Here is a 16,609-nt window from a genome sequence, read left to right as displayed (position 1 = left end):
CCTGGCTAGGCGCCGGCCGCTCGCCTCGCGGACTCGGACGCGCGCGCGAAGGCGTCCTGCAGAATCCGCCAGACGTCGTCGGTCAGCCGCGCGCGCTCGTACTCCGCCTCGTTCGTGGCGACAGTGACGATTCCGTTCCGGACCGCCGGATGCTCGCGGGCCGTCTCCTGGACGGCCCGCTCGAGGAACGACTCCGCCTCGGACCGGCGATCGGTCACGGCCGCCATCAGCGCCAGCTCGAACAGGGTCGACGCCGTCCGGGCCGGCCAGGCGAGGCGGCGCAAATAAGCGCTGGTGGCCTCGTCGTAGCGGCCCAACTGGAACAGGCACCATCCCTGCAAGCCGGACACATTGGCGTCCGGCCCCGTCCGCAGGCCGATCAACGACAAGCTTCGCTCGTAGCTCTGCCGTGAGCTGTCCGCGTCGCCGATCCGGCGCAGGGCATCCGCCCGGCCTGCCATCATCCACGGGTCGAGCGCGTCCAGCCGGAGCCCCGAGTCGTACGCCGCAACCCTCTCGTCGGCCGCGTTCTCGGGCCAGTACCGCAAGCCCCAGCCGAGCTGGTCGTACACGTTGGAGACCTGGTACCAGCAGCCTGCCGCCTGCCGGGCCGTCTCGACCGCGGTGCGGTAATCCCCGACGGCCATCGCGATCCGCGCACGAGCCAGCCATCCACCCGGCTCGTCCTCGGCGGCCGCGGTGGCCCGAACCGCGGCCGCATCGGCCTCCTCGGGGTGGCCTGCGCGCAGTTCGCCGTACGCCAGTTCCACCAGCGGCGTGAGTAGATCTCCTTGCAGGTCGACGGCCCGTTGCAGGTTGCGCAGACCCTCCGCGGTCCGATCGGTGTCGAGGAGCACCCAACCGAGCTTGGCCACGAACAGCGGATTGTCGGCGTCGTCCCACAGCGCGCTCTCGATCAGCGACTCGGCCTCCTCCCAGCGCTCCAGCCTGGTCAGCACGTCCACGTAGACGCCCCGCAGCGCGGGGTCCGGCTGATCCTCCAGCTGCGCCGCGAGCCGCGACAGTGCCCGCTCGGCGTCGCCGTAGGTGAAGTCCAGGTCGGCCAGCCGGCCCTGTGCGTACGGTTCGCCCGGGTTCGCGGCGACCGCCTGCTCCAACGCCGATCGGGCCCCGTCGAGATCGCCTTGCGCGAGCCGAACAGTACCCGTCGTCGTCAGCGCGCTCGGGTGTTGCGGGTCGTCCGAGAGGACGCGGTCCAGTAGCGCGAGGGCCTCGTCGTACCGGCCTCGAAGCCGTAAAGCCTCGCCCCGCGCAGCCAGCACGTCAGGGGATTCCGCGAGCAGCTCGAGGTCCCGGACCGACTCGGCGATCCGCTCCGCCTCCCAGAGCACCTGGTACCGCTTGAACCGCGCCGACTCGTCGTCCGGCTTCGCAGCCAGCGCCTCGTCGAGGACGGCCCGTGCGCCGGGCGAGTCATGCAGCTTCACCAGCGCGTCCGCCTGCAGGACACGGAGATCTGGGTAGTCGGGCTCGAGATCCATCGCCTGCTCGTAGCACCGCAGCGCCCGTTTCAGATCGCCCGCGTCGGCGTACAACTGCCCGCGCCGGACCCGGTAGTAGGCGACCTCGGGGTCGAATTTCGAGGCCAGCTTGAACTTCTGATGGGCACGGTCCGGTCGGTCGAGCAGGACGAGCACCTCCGCCAGTTCGCCGTTCAGACTGGCGACGAAGGCGTCGTCCTGGTCCGTTGCCGTCGTTGCGGCCAGTTGGTCGGTCAGGATGCCCGCGGCCCGGACCAGGTCGTCGTGGTTGTCTGGGGCAACGGAATTGAGGTAGCGACCGCGCAACGCGGTCGCCAGCGGAATAGTCAGAGCGGGTTGCGGATCCAGCTCCCGTGCGCGCTCGAGGAGCACGACCGCCTCGTCGTACTTGTCCTGCCGGATCCGCACCAGAGCGAGCTCGGCGCGCAGAAAGGTCTCATCGGCCTCGATCGCCAGCGCCCGGTTCAGCAGATCGGCCGCGAGCACCAGCGAGGCGTCGTCAGAAGCCCCGCGGACGTCGTACCGCTCGCGCAGGGCTTGCCCGTAGCTGCCCAGCGCCCAGGCCCAGTCCGGCGACATCTCGACGGCGCGCTCGAAGTACTCCACGGCTTCGTCGTAGTGCTGCTCGCGACGGCGCACCTCGCCGAGGACGCCCAACGCTGACGAGGACGCGGGGTCGAACTCCAGCAAGCGCCGCGCCAGTTCACCGCCCTCGATGTTGGCGGCGACGTCACCCTTGTCCAGCAGGATCGCGGATAGGGTCAGCAGGGCGTTCGGCTGTTCGGGTTCGAGCTCCAGCGACTGCCGGAGGATCTTCTCGGCTTCCTTGTTGCGCCCGACATCCTTCAGCGCGAGTCCGTAGTCGGTCAACGTCAAGGGCCCGCTGTATCCCTGGTCGACCGCGATCTGCAGATGCTCAAGGGCGTCTGCTGGTCGGCCGGTCAGGCTCAACAGCCGCCCCAGGTAGGCGCGTGTGCCGGGATCGTCGATCTCCCTGAGCGCCGCGCGAAGATCGCTTTCGGCGTCGTCGTACCGTTCCAACTCACCCTCGAGCACACCGATCTGCGCGAGCGCGAGCACGTCGGTCGTGTCCAGCTCCAGAACTCTGCGCAGTACGTCGATGGACCGCTCGAACTCGCCCAGGTCATAGAGCGCGATCGCCACATCCCACAGCATCGATGTGTCGTCCGGGAGTTGGCTGACGCCTTCGCGCAGCAACTCGAGCGCCTGGTCCCGCCGCCCGCGCCGGAGCGCGGCCAGACCACGCAGATTCACCGCCAGCCCAGGATCCGCCGGCGCCAGAGCGTCGAGTACTCCGTCGAGCTCGTCGAAGCGGCCTGCGTCGAGGAGATGTACGGCGGCTTTGGTCAGCACGGAACCATCGGTCGACAAGGCGACAGCAGCGAGCGCGGCGTCCGCCGTGCCGTCCGCATCCCCGACTGCAGCCAGAACATCGGCGAGGTACAGCCGGGTCCAGGCCGACGGGTTGAGGCTGTCGGACTCGCGGAGTGCGGCCGCCGCCTCGTCGTACCGCCCGGCGGCGGCGTAACTGCGGCCCAGCGCCGCCAGCGAAAGGCCGCTGGGCTGGGCATCGACCGCGCGCCGGCCGGCATCGATCGCCTGGTCGATCTGCTCCGCCGCGAGCAAGGCTTCCGCGGCATCGGTCCAGGCCCTCTCCCGGACATCGGCCGGTCGATCGGCCTGGTCGAGGAGGGTCGCCAACAGGTGGTGGGACGCCGGATCGAAGGTTCCCCGCACGACCCCGGCCGCCAGCAGGTCGATCGCCTCCGTCTCCCGGCCGGAGGCGGCCAGCGCGGCCGCCAGGTTGCGCCGAACCACCGGCAGGGACTCCCCGAGATCGTTCAGCGCCCGTCGGAGAACGTCGACGGCCTCCGCGGCACGCCCGAGGGCGAGCAGGGCCGATCCTTGGTCAGCGGCCAGGTCACCCCGGATGTCGGTCGATTCGGGAGCTCGTTCGAACGCGGCGACCGCCAGCTCGAAGTACTGGCGCGCCCGCGTCTCGTCCCCCTGGTCGCGCAAGGCGGCTGCCAGCAGGAAGGCCGCCGTACCGAGCACCGCCTGCTGGTTCTGGTCCGCTGCACTCCGGGCCGGCCAGGCCGCCTCGACCTCCTCGAGCAACCGCCGTGCCGTGGTGACCGGGTCGGGCAACCGGCCGGCGCGGTAATCGGTCCTCGCCTGCTCGACCTTGGCCCAGATCCTGATGTAGCGCTCTTGCATGGACCCGGGGCGGGACCGGTCCGAGACGATCGTCGTCACCGACTCCGTGACCTCGGTGCGCGGCAGCCGGGGTTTGCGCGGTGGTACCTCCGGTGTCACTGTGACCGCCTCCGCTGCTTCGGTCCGTTCCACATGGCCTCGACCTGCTGGGTGAGCTCACCGACCGCGGAGGCATCCTGCAATCTGGCGGCCCACGCGTGGTTCAGCACGGCGAGCAGGTCGACGTCGTCGTCGAACATTGGCCGGCCGTCCTTCAGCTCCTCCCAGGTTGTCATCGCCTCCGTCCAGCGCCGCTCGTCGAACGCTCGCAACGACCTTCTCTCCTTGAGGTATCCGCGAGCAGTAGCGACGAAGTCGTCGATCCAGTCGGCCTCGGCCCCCGGCCCCCGGACATCGGCCTCGGCCTCGGCCTCACGCCCGGGAGCGGCTTTCGTCACCACGGCCTCGGTCCAGGTTTCCTTGAGCCGCTCGACTTCCGTCCGGTAACCGGTGCCAGGATCGCCCGCGCTCTCCAGCGCCAGCAGGATGAGCCGGGCCCGATCGACGTCCTTCGCCTCGGTGGGGCGGATCGGCTCGTCGTGGTGCGGGTGCAGCCGCAGCAACAGTGCCGCGTACGCATAAGCCGGCCCGAGGGTGTAGGCGCCGAAGACATCCGCGTACAGCTCGGCCAGCTGGTCCTCGGTCGCTTCGCCTTCGAACTGTTCCTGGAGTCTCGTGACCTCGTGAGATTTCTTCAGCGCCAAGCCGACCTCGTGTGCGACCAGCGGAACACCCCAGATGGACCATTCAGGGAATCCGAGCTTGATCACACTGTCCAGCGCGCTGCTGAGCGCGGCCGTCCGGGACGGGATCGGCACGAAGTCCCTGATGATCGAGTTGAACCGGCCGAGCAGTACGTCGGTCATCTCGCAGACCCGGTCGTCGAGGCCGGTGTCGCGCATCGTCAGTCCGCCGAGGAAGTCGACGTACTCGCCGAACAGCGGCCGGGCCCGTTCGTCGAGCAGCTTCTCGTAGTCCGTCCAGAAACCGCGCTGCTGCGGTTTGTCGTCGCCCGCGGCCCGCACTCGCTCGAGCAGGCCCTCGACCTCTCCGCGCAACTCGCTGCACTCCTTCTGCAGAGTGCTGTTCTCGCTGGTGAAGCGGGCGTTCACCTCTTTGGTCGTCTTCCGGATCCGCCGCAGCTCCCGGCGGATCGCGTTGACCTGGCGGTCGAGCTCCTTGAAGTCCGAGTCGGCGGCCTCGATCTGGTCGCGGAGCTCGGACGACCCCTCGTCGTCGTCGAGCAGGCCGGCGAGCTCGTCGTTGCGGCGGAACGCACCCGCGGTCTGGTCGTTCAGCCTGGCGAGCTGCTGGATCAGCTTGACCACCGACCGGTTTCCGTCGGTGATCGAACTGATGACCGCGTCCAGTTCGGAGCCGCGTTCTTTGGCCCGGTCGATCGCACGCTCGACCTTGTTGATGTCGTTGACGAGCACTTCGAGCCGGATCCGCAGCAACGGCTGTTGGGTCATCAATTTCCCCGATCGGTCGGTACGGCGGTGCACAGCGCGATGGCATGCTTGTCGACGCGCGATCGCTGGACGGGCGTCGCGTCCGGGTTCTGCCGCCGCCACCGCCAGGCGGCGTCGACGATCGCGGCAGGGCCGGCGTTCGACGGTACCTCGACCGGCCGCGGCGGCCCGGGCTCGGCGGCGGTCGTCAGCTCGTACTTCACCAGCACCGCGCTTTCCTTGTCGTCGTACGTGAGTTTCGGGGCGTGGCGCGCGAGTACGTCGACCGCCTTGTGTGCAAGGGCTTTCAGCTCCGGAGCATCGGGCGGGGCAGCCTGGCCGGTGAGTGCTTGCCACGCGGGCAGTACGAGCTGCGCGGCGGTGGCGGCGTACCGCTGGTCGTCGCCGATCTTGGTCATGTGGTTGAGCGCGGCAACCATCGTCGCGACGCGGCGTTCCCAGGACGGGTGCGTCGTACCGTCGGTGGCTCGTTGTTTCGCGTTGATCCGCCGCTGGATACAAGCGATCGGGTACGTCGCGCCGAGGGCGACCGTTGCGAAGACGTCGGCGATCAACTCGTGAACGTGGGATTCGTCGATGCCGGCCTTGGTGCCGAACGGGCCGGTGACGAGTGAACGCAGCGGACGCTCGTCACTGTGGGCGGCGTCGATGTGTGTCAGTTCGTGGACGGCGTGGTGACCGAACTCGTGGACTGCGAACGGCAGGTCCCACACTGTCGTGCCTGGAAACCGCAGCCGGACCAGGCCGATCGTGTGGTCGACGCTCTCGGTGTCGGGGCTGAATGTGACAAGCACACCGCGGTCCAGACCGCTCAACTCCTGCACGTCCTGCAGCAGTCGGCGTGCTGCCTCGGCGATGCCGTTGTCCAACCCCGCCGAGCTGAACAGGCGGCCCTGGACGAGGGCGAACAGCTCGGCCATCAGTTGTCGTGCGGCCTTCTCCTCGGTAGCGAACAAGTCCCAGCCGGCGTCCTCGGTCGCCGTGCTCAAAGCGCGCTTGACACTCTTGCGCCTGTCACCCAGCTTCCCGCTCAGCCTCGTCGCCACCTGGGGCTCGAGCAGATCGCGGATCAACGGCAGGTCCAGTTGCCGCTCGGCCAGCTCGAGTTGTTCGCAGACAGCGGCCACCCGATCTTCCAGAGCGGGTCGCGCCATCCCCATCACCCGACTGCGTCAGCAAGGACGAGTTTGACGCCCCGGATCGTGTGCAGCACAGGCCGATCCCCGACGTAGTCCATCGCCAGCAGCAGCACTCCGGCGACAACCGCGGCCAGCGCACCGGCAACGATCAAGGCCAGGTGCGGTACGGCGAGTTGCAGCAAAGCGACCACCGTACCCGCCACGGCGATCCCTTCGATGAGATTGGTCGCCAGCTTGCCGAGATTCGCGTACTTCGTCCCCAGCTGCTCCACATCGGCCGCGGCCTTGTCGAGCTGCTCGATCCGGTCGCCGCCGTACAGCTTCAGGTACGCCTTGACGTCGTCGACGCCGATGACGAACCCGACCGTCGCCGGGATCGGCTCGGCGCCGGACAACCGTGCATACAGGACCTTTACGTCGTCGCGCATGCCGGCGAGCGCTCCGCCGGGGAACATCCGCGTGAACAGGTCGAGCGCCCGCTGCACCGCCCGGACGCCGAGCTTCACCAGGCGACCCGCGTACTGGCCGAGATCGACCTTGTCACCGATCTTGTCGGCCACGTCCCGGATCTTCTCGGGCACCAGCTTCACAGTCTGCTTGAACGCCTCTGTCACCGTCCCCGCGGCCGTCGCGGCGATCCCGTCCGCAACTCGCTCGGCGGCCTCGCGAACCCGGTCCACTGCGGCCTCGACCGATTCCGAAGCGTCCGCAGCCTCGAACCCTTGCCTGCGGCCCGCACCGGCTTCGAGCCCGTCCAGCGCGTCGACGACATCGGCGAGCCGCGCCACCGCAACGCCGTACTCCCCAACCGCGTCCGCGCCCGGGTCAGCCTCACCGACCGCTTTTCCCGCCGCGATCAACGTGTTCCCGGCCGAAACCTGGACCACCGCCGCAATCAGCACGGCGGCGACATCCGTGTCCCCCTCGGCGCCGACAGCTTCGAACCCCTGCCGCCCACTGGCCTCGAGCTCGTCCCCCGCGACCCGCACAAGCGCCTCCACGGCGTACTCGTCCGGCCCTTCATCCCCCGCCAACGACTCCTCGACCACCCGAGCCACATCCAGAACAGCCCGAGCCGACTCCACCCCAGCAGTCACCCTGCCCCCCTTCACCCATCACACATTGTGTCCCTCCGACCTCCCTTTCGGAATCCCCTCGCGGAGGTCACGAGACATGTTGTGGGTCAGCGGTCTGGGAGGTTGAGGCGTTTTAGGCGTTCGTAGGCGCCGAGGATGTGTTTGTCGATTCCGTCCTGGGCGGCCTGTGGGTCGCCCAGGGCCAGGGCGTCTCTCAGTTCCTTGTGTTCGCTGTAGCCGACGTCGAGGAAGTCCGGGAAGCTTGCGTTGCGGGCTCTTAGGAAGACCGTTACCTGACCGCGGATCGATTCCCAGACTCGCAATACGCGGGCGTGGTCGCAGTACGCGTAGATGATGTCGTGGAACTGCAGGTCCAGCCGTACGGCGTCCTCGGGGTCGATCTTGGTGTCGACGCTTTTCATCTGTTCCAGGACCGCATCCATCTCGGCGAATCCCGCGCCTTGCATCCGCGTGCACGCCCGGCTGGCGGCCAGCTTCTCGATGGCGCCGCGCAGCGTGTGCACCTCCTCGACGTCGGTCTTCGTCAGCGTGCTGATGAACGCCCCGCGGTGGCGCCGGATCTCGACGTGACCCTCTTCCTCGAGCCGGGCCAGCGCCTGCCGGATCGGCCCGCGGCTGACCTTGAGCGCGTCGGCGAGCTCGGTCTCCTTCAGATGCTGGCCGGGCTGGAACTTGCCGCCGGTGATCATCTCCCGCAGCACGTCAGTCACCAGATCGCCAAGCCCGCGCTGCGACGGCAGCGGTGACACGACATCGTCGGGGATCATGCCCGACCACCTCCTCAGGGCAGCTACCGCCAAGTATCCGAGCAGGACGACTCTAGTCGCCGTCAGGTCTCTCTGTAGATTGTAAACAGTAAGTCATTGACAGTAAATCAATTGCAAGAGCAGACTCGGAGCCTCCACTCAGGCAGAGCGGCACAGCGCCGACGCCCCTCCCCCTTGGGGTGCGAAGTCGGCCGACCCCGTGAGGCAAGCCCGATCACCCGGGCAGAGAGAGGTCACGACGATGACCACCGACACAGCGGTTCACACCGGACGCACGGCCCTCGGCCCGTTCCCGCCGGCCGCTCCCCGGAATCCCGATGCGCCGCACGTCACCGCGGCGACGATCGACGTCGACGCCGGACAGGTCCAGGGTCCGCTGGCGCGGATCTGGGAGAGCTTCGGGTACGACGAGTTCAACTGGACGTACATGCCCACCGGCAAGCGGCTGCTGCAGACCTTCGCCGACTTCTCCGGCGCCGGGTACTTCGTCCGGCCGCACTACATGTACTGCTCGGGCAGCGGCTTCGGCATCCCGCACTGGAGCTCGGGCAACGTCTACCACGAGGACGCCGACGGCAATCCGTACTACGACTTCACGCTCCTCGACCAGGCGTACGACGCGATCATCGGCGCCGGCCATCACCTCCTGGTCGAGCTCGGCTTCACCCCGCGGGACCTCCTGCCGCCCGAGGCCGACGAGCTGACCGTGGTGTCCAGCCCGACGGCGTACACCAATTACGAGGCAGGCGCCTGGGGCTATCCGCCCAGCGACTATGCCAAGTGGGGCGGGCTGATCAGCGCGACGGTTCGGCACTGCCTCGATCGCTACGGCGAGGCGGAGGTGAACACCTGGCTCTGGGAGCTGTGGAACGAGCCGGACATCTTCTACTGGCGCGGCACCCTCGATCAGTACAACGAGCTCTACACCGCGACGGTGCAAGCGATCCGTGATGTGTTGCCTGAGGCAAAGGTCGGCGGGCCGGCGGTCACCAGCGGCGGCCTGAACTTCCTCCGCGGCTTCCTGGACTACACGTCGAGCCGCGACGAGCCGCTGGACTTCATCTCGTACCACACCAAGGGCTGCCACTTCCCGACGCGCGACTACAAGCCCTTCGCCGAACCGGCCGCCGAGCAACTCAGCCCGTCGTCGACGAAGATGCTGTACGACGTGCGCGAGTTCAACCGGCTGATCGGTTCTTATGAGGCGTACGCCGATCTGCCCGTGATCGTCGACGAGTGCGACGCGGCGGTGCCCGCGCACTTCGGACGGTACGACAACCGCAACTACAGCTTCCAGAACACGGAGTACTACCCCGTCTTCCAGGCGAAGCTGATGAAGAAGATCCTCGATCTGAACGACACCGAGCCGGCCAAGGTCGCCTACGCAACCTCCTGGAGTTTCTACTTCGAGGCCGAGCGCTACTTCGAAGGCACCCGGTCCTTCCTCACCGCGGGTGGCGTCGAGAAGCCGTTCCTGAACGCATATCGGATGTTGTCTCTGCTCGGTCCGGATCGGCTTGGTGCGACCTCGGACGCGGCCTGGAAGGTCGGCGAACTCGAGGAGACCGACGGCAGCAGCATGCCCGAGGAGGTCGACGTTCTCGCCTCACGTTCGGAGGACGGAAGCGTCGCCGTACTGGTCTGGCGGCACATCGACGATCAGTATCAGACCAGCGACGACCTGACGCCGGTGACCGTGACCGTGCGCAACCTGCCGGCCGGGTCGTACCGGTTGCGGCATCTGCGCATCGACGCCGACCACAGCAACTCCTTCACCGTCTGGCAGTCGCTCGGCTCACCGCAGGATCCGACAGCTGAAGAGCTTGCCAAGATCACCGGTCGACAAGGCCTCGAGGAGTTCGAGGCCGAACGCCGGTTGACGGTGGACGGCGACGTGTCCCTGGAGGTCGCGCTTCCGTTGCCCTCGGCATCGTTGCTGGTCCTCGAGCCGGGTAGCTGATCATGGTTGCTCTCAACAACGGAGTACAGATCCCCCAGCAGGGATTCGGCGTCTTCCTGGTCCCGCCGGAGGACACCCAGCGCGCGGTCGAGCAGGCGATCGAGATCGGCTACCGGCACATCGACACCGCGGCGGCGTACAACAACGAAGCTGGGGTCGGCGCCGCCGTACGGGCGTCTGGGGTCCCTCGCGAGGACCTGTTCGTCACGACCAAGCTGCGCAACGGCGAGCACGGCTATGAGCCGACGCTGGCGGCGTACGACGAGACTCTGCAGCGTCTCGGCCTGGAGTACGCCGACCTGTATCTCGTGCACTGGCCCAACCCGGCGGCCGATCTGTATGCCGACAGCTGGCGTGCTCTGGAACGTATCTACACCGATGAACGGGTGCGGGCCGTTGGTGTGTCCAACTTCCTGGCCGAACACCTGGACCGCTTGGCCAAGGAGAGCGAGCTCGTGCCGGCGGTCAACCAGCTCGAGCTGCACCCGACGTACCAGCAACGAGAGTTGACCGACCTCTGCCGCGAGCGGTCCATCGCGGTCGAGGCGTACTCGCCGCTCGGCCAGGGCGGCGATCTCGATCATCCCGTACTGGCGTCGATCGCCGCCGATCACCAGGTGACGCCGGCCCACGTCGTACTGCGTTGGCACCTCCAACGAGGGCACATCGTCATCCCCAAGTCGGTGACGCCCGCACGGATCCGGGCCAACTTCGACCTCGACGGTTTCGTATTGACCGACGACGAGATCGCGTCGATCACCGCGCTGGAGAACGGCAACCGGCTCGGCGGCGACCCGCGTACGTTCGCGATCAGCCAGATCAGGTAGCCCGGTCATGACGAGCAGATCGATGCAACTCAGCCGGCGGCGAACCGGCGTACGAGCTGTCGAGCAGCGGCCGCGGCACGGCTGGAAGAAGACGACCTGGATCTGGATCTTCCTCCTGCCGACCGTGGTGCTCTACGGCGTCTACACGATCTATCCGATCATCGCGAGCTACTGGTACTCACTGGTCGAGTGGAACGGCTTCGACTCCGGCCAGAAGTTCGTTGGCTTGAGCAACTACAAGGAAGTCTTCGCGGATCCGCTGTTCTGGAACTCGTTCAAGATCACGTTGCTGTTCATGCTGCTCGTCGTACCGGCGCGGGTGCTGCTCACGCTGCTGCTGGCGATGGTGCTGAACTCACCGAAGTTGCCGCTGATCGGCGTACTGCGGTCGGCGTTCTTCATCCCGGTGGTGACCACGACGGCGATCATCGGCGTGGTCATGCGCTTCGTCCTGGATCCGAGCACCGGGCCGATCAACTCCGTGCTGATGAAGCTCGGCTTTGGAGGCGTGGACTTCCTGGGCGGTCAGCACCTGGCGCTGCCGACCGCGGCCGTGCTGTACATCTGGAAGTTCTTCGGCGTCACGATGATCTACTGGCTCGCGGCGCTGCAGACGATCCCGTACGAGTTGTACGAGGCGGCCCGGATCGACGGCGCCGGCACCTGGCAGCTCTTCCGGTACATCACGCTGCCGATGCTCAAACCGTTCTTGATCATCATCACCGTGCTGACGGTCGAGGAGACGTTCCACAACTTCGACCTGATGTACACGCTGACCGCAGGCGGGCCGTACTTCCACACCGAGATCGTCGAGATCTACATCTACCGGTGGGCGTTCGCCGCCCCGATCCCGCAACTCGGGCACGCCTCCGCGGCCGCGGTGATCTTCGGGCTGCTGGTCGCGATCGTCGGCGCCATCCAGCTCTGGGGCGTGTACGCCGGTCGCCGGCTGAGAGGAGAACAGCGATGACCGCTGTCGTCGAAAGGACGGATCGGCACCGTCGGATACTGCATCGGCTGCCGTGGTGGCTCGCTGCGATCTTCCTGGTGGGGATCGCGGTGCTGTGGATCTTCCCGTTCCTGTGGATGCTGTCGGCATCGCTCAAGGACAACATGGAGATGTTCAGCGGCGGGCTGAAGCTCTGGCCGTCGAAGTTCGTCTGGGACAACTACGCGCGGGCCTGGAACGACGCGCATTTCGGCCGGTATCTGATCAACACCATCGTCGTCACGGTGATCACCGTCGTGATCGTCACCATCCGCTGTGCGACGGCCGGGTATGTCCTTGCCCGCTACAAATTCCGCGGATCCAAGCTCTTCCTCGGCGTACTGGTCGCGACGCTGTTCGTACCCACCGGCTACACGATCATCCCGGTGGTCAAGATCTCGATGCAGTTGCACCTGATCGACTCGCTCAGCGGGATGATCCTGGCACTCAGCGGCGGGGCGTACGTGTCGGCGATCTTGATCTACTTCGGCTATTTCCGGCAGATCCCCCGGGAGTTGGAGGAGGCTGCGCTCGTCGACGGCGCCGGCTTCGTTCGTACCTTCTTCTCGGTGATGTTGCCGCTGGCAATGCCGGTCACGGCGACCGTCGCAGTACTCACCTTTATCACCACGTGGAACGCGTTCTTCCTGCCGTTGGTGTTCACCTTCAGCCGGCCCGATCTCCGGACCGTGAGTGTCGGCATGCAGGCATTCGTCGGAGAGACCGCCACCGACTGGTCCGGAATGGCCGCGGCCGGCGTGATCTCGATCGTCCCTGTGGTCGTCCTCTTCATCTTCATGCAGCGCTACTTCGTCGAGGGAATCTCCGGAGCAGTGAAGTCTTGATCTAAGGAGTAGAAACATGCCTGGAATGACACGTCGCAGTTTGCTCGGCGCATCGGTACTTGCCGCTGTCGGCGCCGCGACCGGATGCTCGAGTTCTTCTTCGACTTCGAACACAAGTAGCGGCGCCACCGGGACGCTGGACTGGTGGGACCACTTCAGTTCGTTCAAGCACCTCAACGACGACTGGGCCAAGAAGCAGTCCGGTCCGCTGAAGACGAACGTGGCCCACACGTATTACGACGCCTCCAAAGCAACTCAGGCGTTGCAACTCGCGCATCAGGCCAACAAGATGCCAGACGTCTACTCCAACGTGGTCGGGCTGCCGTTGCCGGCGCTGGTCAGTGGCAAGTGGGTGCATGAAGTCACGATTCCCGCCGATATCAAGGCGAAGCTGCCCAAGGACGCCTTCAACGAGGGCATTACTCAGCTGGACGGGAAGCTCTACGGGTTCCCGATGTTCAGCCTCCGGCAGAGCTCCACGCTGGTGTGGGCGAACAAGGACCACTGGTCCAAGGCCGGGCTCGATCCGAACAACATCCCCAAGGACTTCGGGGCGTTCAAGGACGCGCTCGGGAAGCTCAAGTCGGCCGGGATCCAGCCGCTCACGTTGGCGATCGGGGCGGACGGCGGACGCATCCGCGACCAAGTAGACGACCTCGCGCAGGCCGCCGGGTTCCCTGGGTACCAAGGGCTGCAGTTCGCGGATGGTTCGTACATGTACCACCATGACGCCTACGTCACGGTGATCGAGTTCCTCAAGGAGCTGAACGACGACAAGCTGATCATGCCCGGCTCGAACAACTTCGGTGTCGTCGACGCCCGGACCCGGTACGCCTCCGGCGCGGTCGGCACGTTCATCGACGGCGTCTGGTGCGCCGGCGGCTCGAAGGCGCTGGCACCGCCCATCGTCGACAAGCTCGCATCCGGCCAGATCCTCGTGCCGACGGCCGGTACGAATCCCTGGTGCTACCGCGGCCGGCCGAGTTCGGGGTACTTCGTCTCCGCGGACAGCAAGAACCCCGACGCCGCCGGGCAACTGATCGCGTCCTTCATGACCGAGGAGTACCAGAAGGGCATGATCGAGGCGATGGACCAGCCGCCGCTGAATCTCGATCTCGTCGCGTCCTCGAACGCGGTCGACGCGTACAAGAAGGGCATCGAGTTCTGTAAGTCGAACGTCTTCCTCATGCCGCAGGCGATCGTCAAGAACCCCGCCCAGGCTCGCGTCGACGCTCTCCGCAAGCCCGTCACTCCCCACGTCGGCAACATTGTGCAGGGCTACCTGGCCGGCTCGATCAAGGATCTCAAGGCCGAGCTCAAGAAACTGAGCGACGCGACGTCGGCCGACCGCGCCCAGGCCCTGGCAAAGGCCAAGGCCGCCGGCGCCAAGGTCTCCGAATCCGACTACGTCTTCACCGACTGGAAGCCCGGCCAGGACTACGGAGCCGCCAAGTGAACCGCACCGCAATAGTCACCGGCGCAGCCTCCCCCCGCGGCATCGGCCGCGCCACCGCCCTGCTCCTCGCCTCCCAAGGCTGGAACATAGGCATCCTCGACATCGCCCCCGGCGACTCGTTGGCCTCCGAGATCACGTCGCAGTACAACGTGAAAGCCCACGCCGCTCAGGCCGACGTCTCGAACGAACCTGCCGTCATCACCGCAATCGACGAACTAGAAGCCGCCCTCCCACCCCTGGCCGCCCTAGCCAACCTCGCCGGGGTCAGTTCCCCCGTCCCCTACCTAGAACTCACTTCGGACGAGTGGCACCGGGTCATCAACATCAACCTCAACGGCGTCCACTACGTAACCCACCGAGTAGCGGAAAGCATGGTGAGGCATGGCTACGGCCGAATAGTCAGCGTCTCCTCCACCTCAGCCCAACTAGGTGGCGGCACCTACAGCAAAACCCCCTACTCAGTAGCCAAGGCCGGCGTCATCGGCCTAACCAGAGCCTTGGCCCGAGAACTAGGCCCGCACGGCATCACCGTCAACGCGGTCGCCCCCGGCCCCATCGACACCGACATCATGGGCGGCCCCCTACCCCCGGAACGCCGCGCAGCCTTGGTCGACACCCTCCTCATCAACCACCTAGGCCAACCCCAAGACGTAGCCTCCGCCATCGCCTTCCTCATGTCCGAGGATTCGGCGTACATCACGGGCCACACCCTCAACGTAGACGGCGGCCTCTACATGCACTGAAAATCAACTGCCGCCGCTCCCGTACGGACGGGTGATGATCTCCAGCCAGTGCCCGTCAGGTCCCTCCCAGTAGAGGCCGCGGCCGCCATCGCCGTGGTTGATCTCCTGCGGCTGACGCTTGAACGGGTCGGCCCACCACCCACGACCGTCCTCCCGCAAGCGACCGAGCACGAGGTCGAAATCCTCCTCACTCACCAGGAAGGCATAGTGCTGCCCATGGATCTCGCCCTCGGTATCCATGAAGTCCAGGCTCGCCCCGTTGTCCAACCTCAGCTCGGCGAACGGCCCGTACGCCCTCGCCTCCGGCAGCCCGAGTACCTCCCCGACATCATGAGCAGCAGCCCACCGATCCTTCACATGCACAATCGTGTGGTTCAGTTCGACACCCATCGAGCTCTCCCGTCCCATCTGCTCGTCTGACGCATGCTCACCACTGTGCGCCAGACGCAGGCTTCCGTGAAGACCCCTCCAGCCGACGTAGCCTGCGTGGATCGAACCTGACGGGCCTGGCGTCAGGCGTCGGCTGGGATCCCGGGGAGGTAGTCGACTCGCACCTGTAGTAGCGCATCGACAAGGCGGCGCGCTGCGCGTCGATGGCGCCCTCGCCGATGGCGAGGACATGGTTGAGCCACCGGTAGGGTTCGTGGTCGGTCTCGAAGGTCAGAACGTGCAGACCCGAGCCGTCTGTGACGTTCGACAAGCCGGTCAGCCGGAACATCACGAAGCCGCCATGGCCGACGTCGATCAACCCACGCGCGTCGGGGTGGGCGTACCCGCCCCGGAGCCTCGGGTTGTTGGACCACCGCGCGGTGCCGCCGAGCCGCCCCGTGAAGGCCGCAGTCCCCTGCCCGTACAACAGGCCGTCGCCTGCCGCCGACGGCTCAATCGTCTCGATCAAGTCGTACCGCCACTCAACATCACAGAGATGCTCAAGCCTCACTGCCCACCTCCCAGCAGCTGCCCCGAGTCATCCCCCAATGAGAGCCGGTGAGGGGACTTGAACCCCTAACCCCCGCTTTATCAGCCGAGGGTGTCCAACGTTAGGCGCTGATTGCCGAGCATGCTCGTGACCTGCATAGACACGCGAAACTGATTGCCGTGGCAGCGCATAACTGGCCGACGCTTGCCGACCAATCAGGTGAGTAAAACGGTGAGTCATCCCGGCCGACCGCCATGCAGCACACCGAGCCTCATGCTGGTGACGGTCGGCGACCACTTTGTTGTCCCCGACGAGCTGTGGCGCGCACTGTACTCCGGGCAGGGCTCGTCGACCGGATCGCCGCACTCACCCGGCTGAACCGGCAGCGCGGCGTCGGGCAGGTGATGGTGTCGCACACCATTTCCGACCTGCTCGCACTACCGACCGAGGAAGACCGGATGAAGGCCCGCGGGTTCGTCGAGCGCGCCGGCATGGTCATCTGCGGCGGCGTGCCCCGCGCCGAGATGAAGCTGCTGTCCGAAGCGGTCCACGTCGCCGACGCCGAGGTCCACATGATCACCGGCTGGCAGGACCCGCCCGCCTGGTCCTCCGACGAC

Annotated in this window: 13 protein-coding genes; 6 read left to right on the top strand and 7 right to left on the bottom strand. The window is 66.6% G+C overall.

Annotated elements, in window-relative coordinates; translation table 11 throughout:
• Positions 1-5: 5 nt before the first annotated feature.
• From ACQPYH_RS06535 to ACQPYH_RS06515, 5 genes are all read right to left on the bottom strand, one after another.
• Positions 6-3,839 (bottom strand): tetratricopeptide repeat protein, encoded by a 3,834-nt coding sequence (locus tag ACQPYH_RS06535; protein WP_432888045.1) that lies wholly within the window; start codon positions 3,837-3,839, stop codon positions 6-8.
• The gene (locus ACQPYH_RS06530; protein WP_432888042.1) at positions 3,836-5,251 is read right to left on the bottom strand and encodes a hypothetical protein; all 1,416 of its coding nucleotides are present in this window, start codon (positions 5,249-5,251) and stop codon (positions 3,836-3,838) included. The genes ACQPYH_RS06535 and ACQPYH_RS06530 overlap by 4 nt, the downstream gene beginning before the upstream one ends.
• Positions 5,251-6,405: a hypothetical protein gene (locus ACQPYH_RS06525; protein WP_432888039.1), complete on the bottom strand. Its 1,155-nt coding sequence runs from the start codon at positions 6,403-6,405 to the stop codon at positions 5,251-5,253. Before ACQPYH_RS06525 ends, ACQPYH_RS06530 begins: the two co-directional genes overlap by 1 nt.
• 5 nt (positions 6,406-6,410) lie before the next feature.
• Positions 6,411-7,487, bottom strand: coding sequence for a hypothetical protein (locus tag ACQPYH_RS06520; RefSeq protein ID WP_432888036.1), 1,077 nt, complete (start codon positions 7,485-7,487; stop codon positions 6,411-6,413).
• 86 nt (positions 7,488-7,573) lie between these two features.
• Entirely contained in the window at positions 7,574-8,254 is a 681-nt protein-coding gene (locus ACQPYH_RS06515) for a GntR family transcriptional regulator (RefSeq protein ID WP_432888033.1), read from the bottom strand.
• 241 nt (positions 8,255-8,495) lie between these two features.
• Here ACQPYH_RS06515 and ACQPYH_RS06510 point away from each other — a divergent pair, with 241 nt between their 5' ends.
• The 6 genes from ACQPYH_RS06510 to ACQPYH_RS06485 are packed head-to-tail and all read left to right on the top strand — an operon-like array spanning position 8,496 to position 15,073.
• Positions 8,496-10,214, top strand: a complete 1,719-nt coding sequence (locus ACQPYH_RS06510) for a GH39 family glycosyl hydrolase (RefSeq protein WP_432888030.1) — start codon at positions 8,496-8,498, stop codon at positions 10,212-10,214.
• A 2-nt stretch (positions 10,215-10,216) separates the two neighbouring features.
• On the top strand, positions 10,217-11,041 hold the full coding sequence (locus ACQPYH_RS06505; protein WP_432888028.1) for an aldo/keto reductase: 825 nt from the start codon (positions 10,217-10,219) through the stop codon (positions 11,039-11,041).
• A 7-nt stretch (positions 11,042-11,048) separates the two neighbouring features.
• The gene (locus tag ACQPYH_RS06500; protein ID WP_432888025.1) at positions 11,049-12,011 is read left to right on the top strand and encodes a carbohydrate ABC transporter permease; all 963 of its coding nucleotides are present in this window, start codon (positions 11,049-11,051) and stop codon (positions 12,009-12,011) included.
• Positions 12,008-12,874 carry a carbohydrate ABC transporter permease gene (locus ACQPYH_RS06495; protein WP_432888022.1) on the top strand — a complete coding sequence of 289 codons (867 nt, stop codon included), beginning with the start codon at positions 12,008-12,010 and terminating at the stop codon, positions 12,872-12,874. Before ACQPYH_RS06500 ends, ACQPYH_RS06495 begins: the two co-directional genes overlap by 4 nt.
• 16 nt (positions 12,875-12,890) lie before the next feature.
• The gene (locus ACQPYH_RS06490) at positions 12,891-14,330 is read left to right on the top strand and encodes an ABC transporter substrate-binding protein (protein ID WP_432888020.1); all 1,440 of its coding nucleotides are present in this window, start codon (positions 12,891-12,893) and stop codon (positions 14,328-14,330) included.
• Entirely contained in the window at positions 14,327-15,073 is a 747-nt protein-coding gene (locus tag ACQPYH_RS06485; protein WP_432888017.1) for an SDR family NAD(P)-dependent oxidoreductase, read from the top strand. The genes ACQPYH_RS06490 and ACQPYH_RS06485 overlap by 4 nt, the downstream gene beginning before the upstream one ends.
• Before the next feature lie 3 nt (positions 15,074-15,076).
• On the opposite strand, the gene ACQPYH_RS06480 is transcribed toward ACQPYH_RS06485, so the two are convergent.
• The gene (locus ACQPYH_RS06480; RefSeq protein WP_432888014.1) at positions 15,077-15,463 is read right to left on the bottom strand and encodes a VOC family protein; all 387 of its coding nucleotides are present in this window, start codon (positions 15,461-15,463) and stop codon (positions 15,077-15,079) included.
• A 37-nt stretch (positions 15,464-15,500) separates the two neighbouring features.
• Positions 15,501-15,971, bottom strand: a complete 471-nt coding sequence (locus ACQPYH_RS06475; RefSeq protein ID WP_432888011.1) for a DUF3237 family protein — start codon at positions 15,969-15,971, stop codon at positions 15,501-15,503.
• Between the last annotated feature and the right edge of the window lie 638 nt (positions 15,972-16,609).

Source organism: Kribbella sp. CA-245084 (assembly GCF_050942355.1).
GTDB lineage: Bacteria > Actinomycetota > Actinomycetes > Propionibacteriales > Kribbellaceae > Kribbella.
Note: the sequence above shows the minus strand (reverse complement) of the source record. Positions and strands in the feature narration are given on the sequence as shown.

Coding starts and splice junctions, on each gene's coding strand:
- ACQPYH_RS06530 (WP_432888042.1), bottom strand. CDS start 5,251: ATGACCCAACAGCCGTTGCTGCGGATCCGGCTCGAAGTGCTCGTCAAC.
- ACQPYH_RS06525 (WP_432888039.1), bottom strand. CDS start 6,405: ATGGCGCGACCCGCTCTGGAAGATCGGGTGGCCGCTGTCTGCGAACAA.
- ACQPYH_RS06515 (WP_432888033.1), bottom strand. CDS start 8,254: ATGATCCCCGACGATGTCGTGTCACCGCTGCCGTCGCAGCGCGGGCTT.
- ACQPYH_RS06510 (WP_432888030.1), top strand. CDS start 8,496: ATGACCACCGACACAGCGGTTCACACCGGACGCACGGCCCTCGGCCCG.
- ACQPYH_RS06505 (WP_432888028.1), top strand. CDS start 10,217: ATGGTTGCTCTCAACAACGGAGTACAGATCCCCCAGCAGGGATTCGGC.
- ACQPYH_RS06500 (WP_432888025.1), top strand. CDS start 11,049: ATGACGAGCAGATCGATGCAACTCAGCCGGCGGCGAACCGGCGTACGA.
- ACQPYH_RS06495 (WP_432888022.1), top strand. CDS start 12,008: ATGACCGCTGTCGTCGAAAGGACGGATCGGCACCGTCGGATACTGCAT.
- ACQPYH_RS06490 (WP_432888020.1), top strand. CDS start 12,891: ATGCCTGGAATGACACGTCGCAGTTTGCTCGGCGCATCGGTACTTGCC.
- ACQPYH_RS06480 (WP_432888014.1), bottom strand. CDS start 15,463: ATGGGTGTCGAACTGAACCACACGATTGTGCATGTGAAGGATCGGTGG.